Here is a 4,884-nt window from a genome sequence, read left to right as displayed (position 1 = left end):
CTGCCCTCGGTGCGGACCTCGGGCGGCTGCGCGAGCACCAGCGCCAGCGCGCCGTGGGCGCCGAGGGCCAGCAGCAGCGCGGCCAGTTTGCCGGGGCCGGAGGCGGGGATCATGTCGGCGGCGCGGGTCATTCGAGGCCCCGTTGCGTGACGATGCGGATCTCCTGCGCGCCGGCCTCGCGCAGGCGGCGGCCGATGGCGACGAGCTCGGAGGCCGGAAGCTCGCGGTCGGGCACGAGGCGCGCGACGGCGCGCTGGTCCTCGGACAGGCCCTCGAGCCAGGCCTCGGCGGAGGCGACATCCTCGCCGCGCCAGCCGAGGCGGCCGTCGGCGTGGATGACCAGCGCGTCGGGCGGCGGGGCGCCCTCGAGCTCGGCGGTGCGCACGAGGCTCACCTCGCCGTCGAGCGGGCGCGCCACGGTGCCCGCGACGAGGAAGAAGACGAGCATCAGGAAGACGACGTTGATGAGCGCGATGGTGGGCTCGCGCTGCGGTTTCTGCCGGCGCGGTCTCATGAGCCCCCCAGGACCGTGGCCTGCACTCCCTCGACCCCGCCCAGCACGACGAGCAGGTCCGTGAGCCGCTGCGCCGTGACCTCGCCCTTGAGCGCGACAAGCAGCGGCAGGGGATCGTCGCCGGTGCCCTCGGTGCGTTCGGCGAGCCGCGCGGGCAGGTTCTCGAGCGGAACCGAGGTGCCGTTGAGCGTCAGCCGGTCGGCGGCGAGCTGCAGGAAGACCGGGCGCAGCTCGCCCGGCGCGCCGCCGGTGCCGGCGGCCGAGAGCTGCACCTCGGAAAACCGGGTGAAGGTCGAGGAGAGCATGAAGAACAGCAGCAGGAGGAAGATGACGTCGATCAGCGAGGTCATCGACATCCGCCGCCGCCGGCGGATCCTACGCATGGCCCGGCCGCTCCGGGGCCCCGTGGGCGGACATGGCGTGGGTCGTGGCGGGCGCGTCGCCGCCGGCCGGGGCGAGGACGGTGTGCACGGCCTTCTCGGCGAGCACGCGCTCGGCCTCCATGCGGGCCTCGAACCAGCTGAGCACCAGCGAGGTCGGCATCGCCACGGCGAGCCCCGCGGCGGTGGTCAGCAGCGCGACCCAGATGCCGCCCGCGAGGATCGAGGGATCGACCTGCGAGCCGGCCTCCTGCAGCGCCTGGAAGGCCGAGATCATGCCCAGCACGGTGCCGAAGAGGCCCAGCAGCGGCGAGAGCTGCGCCACGGAATCGAGGAAGCGGAAGCCGCGTTCGAGCCCGGCGAAGCGGGTCTCGGCCTCGGCCTCGAGCCGGGCGGCATCGGCGCGGCCGCCCATGGCCATGTCGATGACCGGCCGCAGGTAGCTGCGCGAGCGGTCGAGCGCGCGGCGCGCCTCGGCGCGGTCGCCGCGGTCCCAGGCGGCGACCGCATCGCGCAGGGCGGCGTGGCGGCCGACGCCGGCGGCGGCGAACTGCCAGAGCTTGTAGAGCACCACGGCCAGCGTCGCGATCGAGACCGCGATCATCAGCAGGACGACGGGACCGCCAAGCTCGGCGATGTCGCGCAGGCGGTCGAGCAGGGCGTCGATCATCCGATCACCTCGGTCTCGGTGCGGGTCTCGAGCAGCAGGTCGTCCGAGCAGGCGCCGGCGCCGAGCTCGCCCGCCTCGCAGGTGCTGGCGCCGTTGATGAGGATCTGCCCCAGCCCGTCGCAGGCAAGGCCCGGCACGACGAACTGGCGCACGCGGGGCCGGCCCGCGGGCAGCGTGCCGAAATCGAAGAGGGTCAGCCGGTCGACCTGTCCGCCGGTGTCGAAGAGCACCGCCTCGAAGACGACGCGCTGGATGTCGGACTCGTGGCCGTTGAGCGCGAGGAAGGTCAGCGTGCAGCCGTTCTCGGCCGGGGCGGTGGTGTTGAGTTCCAGCGACAGGCGGGGGCCCAGGTCTTCCTGGGCCGTCGCGGACAGTGGCAGCGCCATGGTGGCAAGCACGGCGGCCGTGCGGGAGATGCGCAGCAAGGGTGGCTCCTGTTCAGATCGGTCGGTGTCCCGACGGGATGTCGGCAGCTTTGGCGGCGCGCGAAAGCACGAACAGGCTAGAGCATTCCGGCGCGATTCAACAGAAGACGCGGGGCAAGTGCAATACCTAATCGAAATATTCAGGTATTTGCGGGCCGCCCCGGCCGCCTCACTTGGCGGGCGCGGTGAAGGCCTGCCCGTAGCGCTCGCGCAGGAGGGCCTTCTGCACCTTGCCCATGGTGTTGCGCGGCAGCTCGTCGATGAGCTCGATCCGGCGCGGGTGCTTGTAGCGGGCGAGGCGCTGTCCCAGCGCCGCCTCGATGGCCGGAAGGTCGGGGGCCGCGCCCGGTTCCGGCACCAGCAGGGCCAGCGCGGCCTCGCCGAGGTCGGGGTGGGGCACGCCCACGACGGCGCTTTCGCGGACGCCGGGCTGGGCGTCGAGCACCTCTTCGAGTTCCTTGGGGTAGATGTTGTAACCGCCCGAGATCACGAGATCCTTGGCGCGGCCGACGATGGTGACATAGCCCTCGGCGTCCTGCGTGGCGAGGTCGCCGGTGATGAAGAAGCCGTCGGGGCGCAGCTCCTCGGCGGTCTTTTCCGGCATCCTCCAGTAGCCCTGGAAGACGTTGGGGCCGCGCACCTCGATCACGCCGACCTCGCCCTGCGCGACGGGCCGGCCGGTTTCGGGGTCGGTGATCTTCAGCTCGACGCCGGGCAGGGGCGGGCCGACGGTGCCGGCGCGGCGGTCGCCCTCGTAGGGGTTCGAGGTCGACATGTTGGTCTCGGTCATGCCGTAGCGCTCGAGGATGCGGTGCCCGGTGCGCTGCTCGAAGGCCTCGTGGGTGGCGGCCAGCAGCGGCGCCGAGCCCGAGGTGAAGAGCCGCATGTGCCCGGCAAGCTCGCGGGTGAAGCGTGGATCGTCCAGCAGGCGCGTGTAGAAGGTGGGCACGCCCATCATGGCGGTCGCCTGCGGCAGCGCGGCGAGCACGCGGTCGAGGTCGAAGCCGGGCAGGAAGATCATCGTGCCGCCGGTGGCGAGCACCACGTTGGTCGCCACGAAGAGCCCGTGGGTGTGGAAGATCGGCAGCGCGTGCAGCAGCACGTCGTCCCCGGTGAAGCGCCAGGCCTCGACCAGGGTGAGCGCGTTCGACAGCAGGTTGTCCTGCGTGAGCATGGCGCCCTTGGAGCGGCCGGTGGTGCCCGAGGTATAGAGGAAGGCGGCGAGGTCGTCTGGGCTACGCGGCACGGTCTCGAAGTGCTCGGACTTGCCGGCGGCGCGCGTGGTGAGGCTGCCCGCGCCGTCGGCGTCGAGGGTGAGGGTCTGCGCGCCGTGGCCCTCGGCCATGGGGCGCAGGTCGGGTTCCCTGGCGCTGTCGCAGACCAGCAGTGTCGCGCCGCTGTCGCCGACGAAGTAGTCGAGCTCGGCGGTGGTATAGGCGGTGTTGAGCGGCAGGAAGATGACGCCGGCCTGCACGGCGGCGGCGTAGAGCGCCAGCGCCTCGGGCGATTTCGTGACCTGCACGGCAAGGCGGTCGCCGGGGGCGAGGCCCTGTTCGGTGAGCACGTGGGCCATGCGGGCGGCCATGGCGAGGAAGCCCTCGTAGCTGAGCCGCGAGCCGTCGGAGCGGATGATGACGTCTTTCGACTTGCCGGCATGCGGGGCGAAGAGCGCGTCGTAGAGCGGATTGGCCAAGGTCTGTCCTCCTCAGGCGATGGCGATGCCGTGGATATTGCGCGAGGGGGCGCGCCAGGTAAAGGGCGCCGGGCGCGCGGTGCCTGGAGGTTTGCCCGGGCCCGGAAACAAGGCGCGCAGCGCCGCCGGGCCAGCGCCCGTCCGCACATCCGGGCGGGCGCTCCGATGGGTCGGACTGCCGTCTCGGGCGGAGGCATATGGACCGGGGATAAGGGGCCGGGGCCTCTGCGGGTGTGGCCCGCCCGGCGGACGGGCGATGGCCCTGGGGGTGCGCTGGTCCTTGGGGTGGCCCGGGTCTCAGGCTTCGCGGCGGGCGAGGAGGTGGCTGGCGCCCCTGTCGACGGCGCGGTGCAGCAGCAGCGTGAGGCAGGCCAGCACGATGAGCGCGGCGAACATCAGGTCGGTCTTGGCCCGGCCGTTGGCCAGAAGCATGAGGTAGCCGAGCCCCTTGGACGCCCCCACCCATTCGCCGATGATCGCGCCGATGGGGGCGTAGACCGCCGCGAGGCGCAGGCCCGAGAGGAAGCCCGGCAGCGCCGCGGGCACGCGCAGGCGCCACATCACGCGCCACTCGGAGCCGCCCATGACGCGGGCCTGGGCGAGCCAGCCCGGCGGCGTGCGCATCAGCGCGTCGAAGAAGGCCGAGGTCACGGGGAAGTAGATGATGAGCAGCGCCATGGCGATCTTGGAGCCCAGCCCGTAGCCGAACCAGAGCGTCAGGATCGGGGCGAGGGCGAAGACCGGGACCGCCTGGCTGAAGACCAGCATGGGCTGCAGCACCCGCCGCGCGGGCGGCGAGAGCGCCAGCAGGATCGCCGAGCCCCAGCCCAGCACCGCGCCGAGGACGAGACCGGCGAGGACCTCGGCCATGGTGATGAGCGCGTGTTCGGCGATGAGCGCGCGGCTGGCGTAGAGGGTCTCGGCCACGCGCAGGGGCGGGGGCAGGATGAAGGCCGGCATGTCGAGCAGGATCACCAGCCCCTGCCAGAGGGCGAGGCCGAGGGCGGCCGGCAGCAGAAGACGGAGCGCGGTCATGCGGCCTCCAGCAGCATGCGGGTGAGGCGGCCCGTGGCCTCGAGCGTGGCGGCGGCATCGGGCGCGCGGGGGATCGGCGCCTCGGGCGGCGCGACGGGCGTGGCGGCGTTGCGGGTGAGGACGACGACGTGCTCGCCCAGCCGCGCGGCCTCGGCGGGGTCGTGCGT

The 4,884-nt window shown here is 72.7% G+C and carries 6 protein-coding genes; all 6 read right to left on the bottom strand.

The window, feature by feature from the left end; genetic code table 11:
- Positions 1-127: 127 nt before the first annotated feature.
- The 6 genes from SALMUC_RS27615 to SALMUC_RS27590 all read right to left on the bottom strand — a co-directional run bounded on the left by SALMUC_RS27615 (position 128) and on the right by SALMUC_RS27590 (position 4,717).
- Positions 128-514 carry an ExbD/TolR family protein gene (locus tag SALMUC_RS27615; RefSeq protein ID WP_020043716.1) on the bottom strand — a complete coding sequence of 129 codons (387 nt, stop codon included), beginning with the start codon at positions 512-514 and terminating at the stop codon, positions 128-130.
- Positions 511-897 carry a biopolymer transporter ExbD gene (locus tag SALMUC_RS27610; RefSeq protein WP_245584762.1) on the bottom strand — a complete coding sequence of 129 codons (387 nt, stop codon included), beginning with the start codon at positions 895-897 and terminating at the stop codon, positions 511-513. The genes SALMUC_RS27615 and SALMUC_RS27610 overlap by 4 nt, the downstream gene beginning before the upstream one ends.
- Positions 890-1,564 (bottom strand): MotA/TolQ/ExbB proton channel family protein, encoded by a 675-nt coding sequence (locus SALMUC_RS27605; RefSeq protein ID WP_020043718.1) that lies wholly within the window; start codon positions 1,562-1,564, stop codon positions 890-892. Before SALMUC_RS27605 ends, SALMUC_RS27610 begins: the two co-directional genes overlap by 8 nt.
- A complete protein-coding gene (locus SALMUC_RS27600) occupies positions 1,561-1,989 on the bottom strand; it encodes a hypothetical protein (protein WP_020043719.1) in 429 nt (142 codons plus the stop codon). Before SALMUC_RS27600 ends, SALMUC_RS27605 begins: the two co-directional genes overlap by 4 nt.
- Before the next feature lie 169 nt (positions 1,990-2,158).
- Positions 2,159-3,682, bottom strand: a complete 1,524-nt coding sequence (locus SALMUC_RS27595) for a malonate--CoA ligase (RefSeq protein WP_020043720.1) — start codon at positions 3,680-3,682, stop codon at positions 2,159-2,161.
- 297 nt (positions 3,683-3,979) lie between these two features.
- Positions 3,980-4,717 (bottom strand): ABC transporter permease, encoded by a 738-nt coding sequence (locus SALMUC_RS27590; protein WP_020043721.1) that lies wholly within the window; start codon positions 4,715-4,717, stop codon positions 3,980-3,982.
- Between the last annotated feature and the right edge of the window lie 167 nt (positions 4,718-4,884).

Source organism: Salipiger mucosus DSM 16094 (assembly GCF_000442255.1).
Classification (GTDB): domain Bacteria; phylum Pseudomonadota; class Alphaproteobacteria; order Rhodobacterales; family Rhodobacteraceae; genus Salipiger; species Salipiger mucosus.
The sequence above is the reverse complement of the archived record's forward strand: the minus strand, read 5'-3'. Positions and strand labels throughout refer to the sequence as shown.

What these genes read in the sequence shown, in the direction of transcription:
- SALMUC_RS27615 (WP_020043716.1), bottom strand. Translation starts at nt 514, where the DNA reads ATGAGACCGCGCCGGCAGAAACCGCAGCGCGAGCCCACCATCGCGCTC.
- SALMUC_RS27610 (WP_245584762.1), bottom strand. Translation starts at nt 897, where the DNA reads ATGCGTAGGATCCGCCGGCGGCGGCGGATGTCGATGACCTCGCTGATC.
- SALMUC_RS27605 (WP_020043718.1), bottom strand. Translation starts at nt 1,564, where the DNA reads ATGATCGACGCCCTGCTCGACCGCCTGCGCGACATCGCCGAGCTTGGC.
- SALMUC_RS27590 (WP_020043721.1), bottom strand. Translation starts at nt 4,717, where the DNA reads ATGACCGCGCTCCGTCTTCTGCTGCCGGCCGCCCTCGGCCTCGCCCTC.